Genomic DNA, 1607 nt, shown 5'->3' with positions numbered 1-1607 from the left:
AAAGTGTTAATTTATTTTATTTATTTAAAATCAATATGTTATGTTAAAATGCAACATAATTTACAAAGTAAGTGATGAATAAAACACTCCAAAAGTAGGGGTTGTTTGTATGTAAAACGCTCATTGGTGAGCAATCGTTTATCTTAATATATTGAAATATATAGCATTGCTGTTTATTTTCTAAAGGCGGGCTAGGGTTGACACGAAAAATGGATTCTGTCAGTATGACCTCGGAAATTAAAAACCGAGTTGGACAACATAATTAATGTAAAGTTCAATTAAGTTCCGTTTATTTATGCACTAGCAACATAGATAAATTCATTTTAAATTAAAGTAAAAAGGCAGACTATCATGAAAAAGACATTAGTAGCTTTAGCAGTAGCAGCGGTAGCAGCAACTTCCGCAAATGCAGCAGTGGTTTATGACCAAGACGGTTCTAAAGTAGAAGTTGGCGGTTCCGTTCGTTTACTTTTACAAAAAGAAACTGATAAACGTACAGATTTAAAAAACAGCGGTTCACGTATCACTGTTAATGCGTCACAAGACTTAGGCAGCGGCTTAAGCGCGATTGGACAACTTGAAGTTCGTCCGGATTTTGATAGCTCAGTAAAAACAGCACGTTTATGGGCTGGTTTTAAACAAGATGGCATCGGCAGATTGACATTTGGTAAACAACTGACTACTGGGGATGAAGTTGGTGTTTCTGATTACACTTATAACTTAGGTGGCATCAATAAAGTAACTGACTCAGGTGACAAAGTGGTTCACTTCCGTTCTGATACCTTTGGTGGCTTTGGTTTCGGTGCAGACTACTTGTTCGGTAGCTCAGCTAAAGCTACAGATTTAAAAGATAAAGACGGAAATATCCTGGCAACTAAAAACACTAAAAATAACAATGGTTATGTAGTGGGTGCGTTCTACAATAACAAATTTGGTGATTTAGGTGTTAAATTTGATATCGGCTACAGCTTAGATAATAGAGCGGTTGCTCCTACTGTTACTGCAGAAGCTAAATCTTACAAAGAAAAAGGCTTTACAACTGGTTTGGAATTGTCTTATGACAAATTCTCAATCGGTGTTGATTATGCACAACGTAAAACCAATAGCGATGCTTATGGTGTAACATACCGCGTTGTTAAGAAAGATGATGGTAAAGCAACTCAAACTCAATTTGGCAAAATTCGTGAAATTGAACTGGGTGTTAAATACCAATACTTAGAGAATGCCTCTGTTTACGGTGAGTATATTTGGGGTAAAGCAACCAAAGATGTTGATGGCGATGAAGATGTCAAGTTGAATGCTTGGATTTTAGGTGCAGATTATAAAATCCACAAAAATGTTGTGACATATTTGGAAGGTGGTTCTTTCAAATATAAAGGTGTTGAATCTAAAAATAAAACAACTGACAACAAAATTGGCGTAGGCTTACGCGTATTCTTCTAATCATCTGTTAACACAGAAAACATTAAACAAGGTCGGCTTATGCCGACCTTTTCGTTTTTGCGCGGAAGACTTGGGCGGATTAGCTATCCGCCAGTTTACGAAGTGCGGTATAAGCAATTAATAACAAAAAATGCAATGTGCAGTTCGGGGCGATATATAATCGC

General features: G+C 36.6%; 1 protein-coding gene. It reads left to right on the top strand.

Annotated features, from left to right (window positions below):
• Positions 1-351: 351 nt before the first annotated feature.
• Complete coding sequence (locus FHQ30_RS12890) at positions 352-1443, top strand: porin (RefSeq protein WP_139611148.1); 1092 nt, start codon at positions 352-354, stop codon at positions 1441-1443.
• Positions 1444-1607: the final 164 nt, after the last annotated feature.

The organism is Testudinibacter sp. 'clade 2', assembly GCF_006227735.1.
Taxonomy (GTDB): Bacteria; Pseudomonadota; Gammaproteobacteria; order Enterobacterales; family Pasteurellaceae; genus Chelonobacter.
Note: the sequence above shows the minus strand (reverse complement) of the source record. Positions and strands in the feature narration are given on the sequence as shown.

Bases quoted from the DNA above. Each gene is read 5' to 3' on its own strand.
- FHQ30_RS12890 (WP_139611148.1), top strand. From the start codon at position 352: ATGAAAAAGACATTAGTAGCTTTAGCAGTAGCAGCGGTAGCAGCAACT.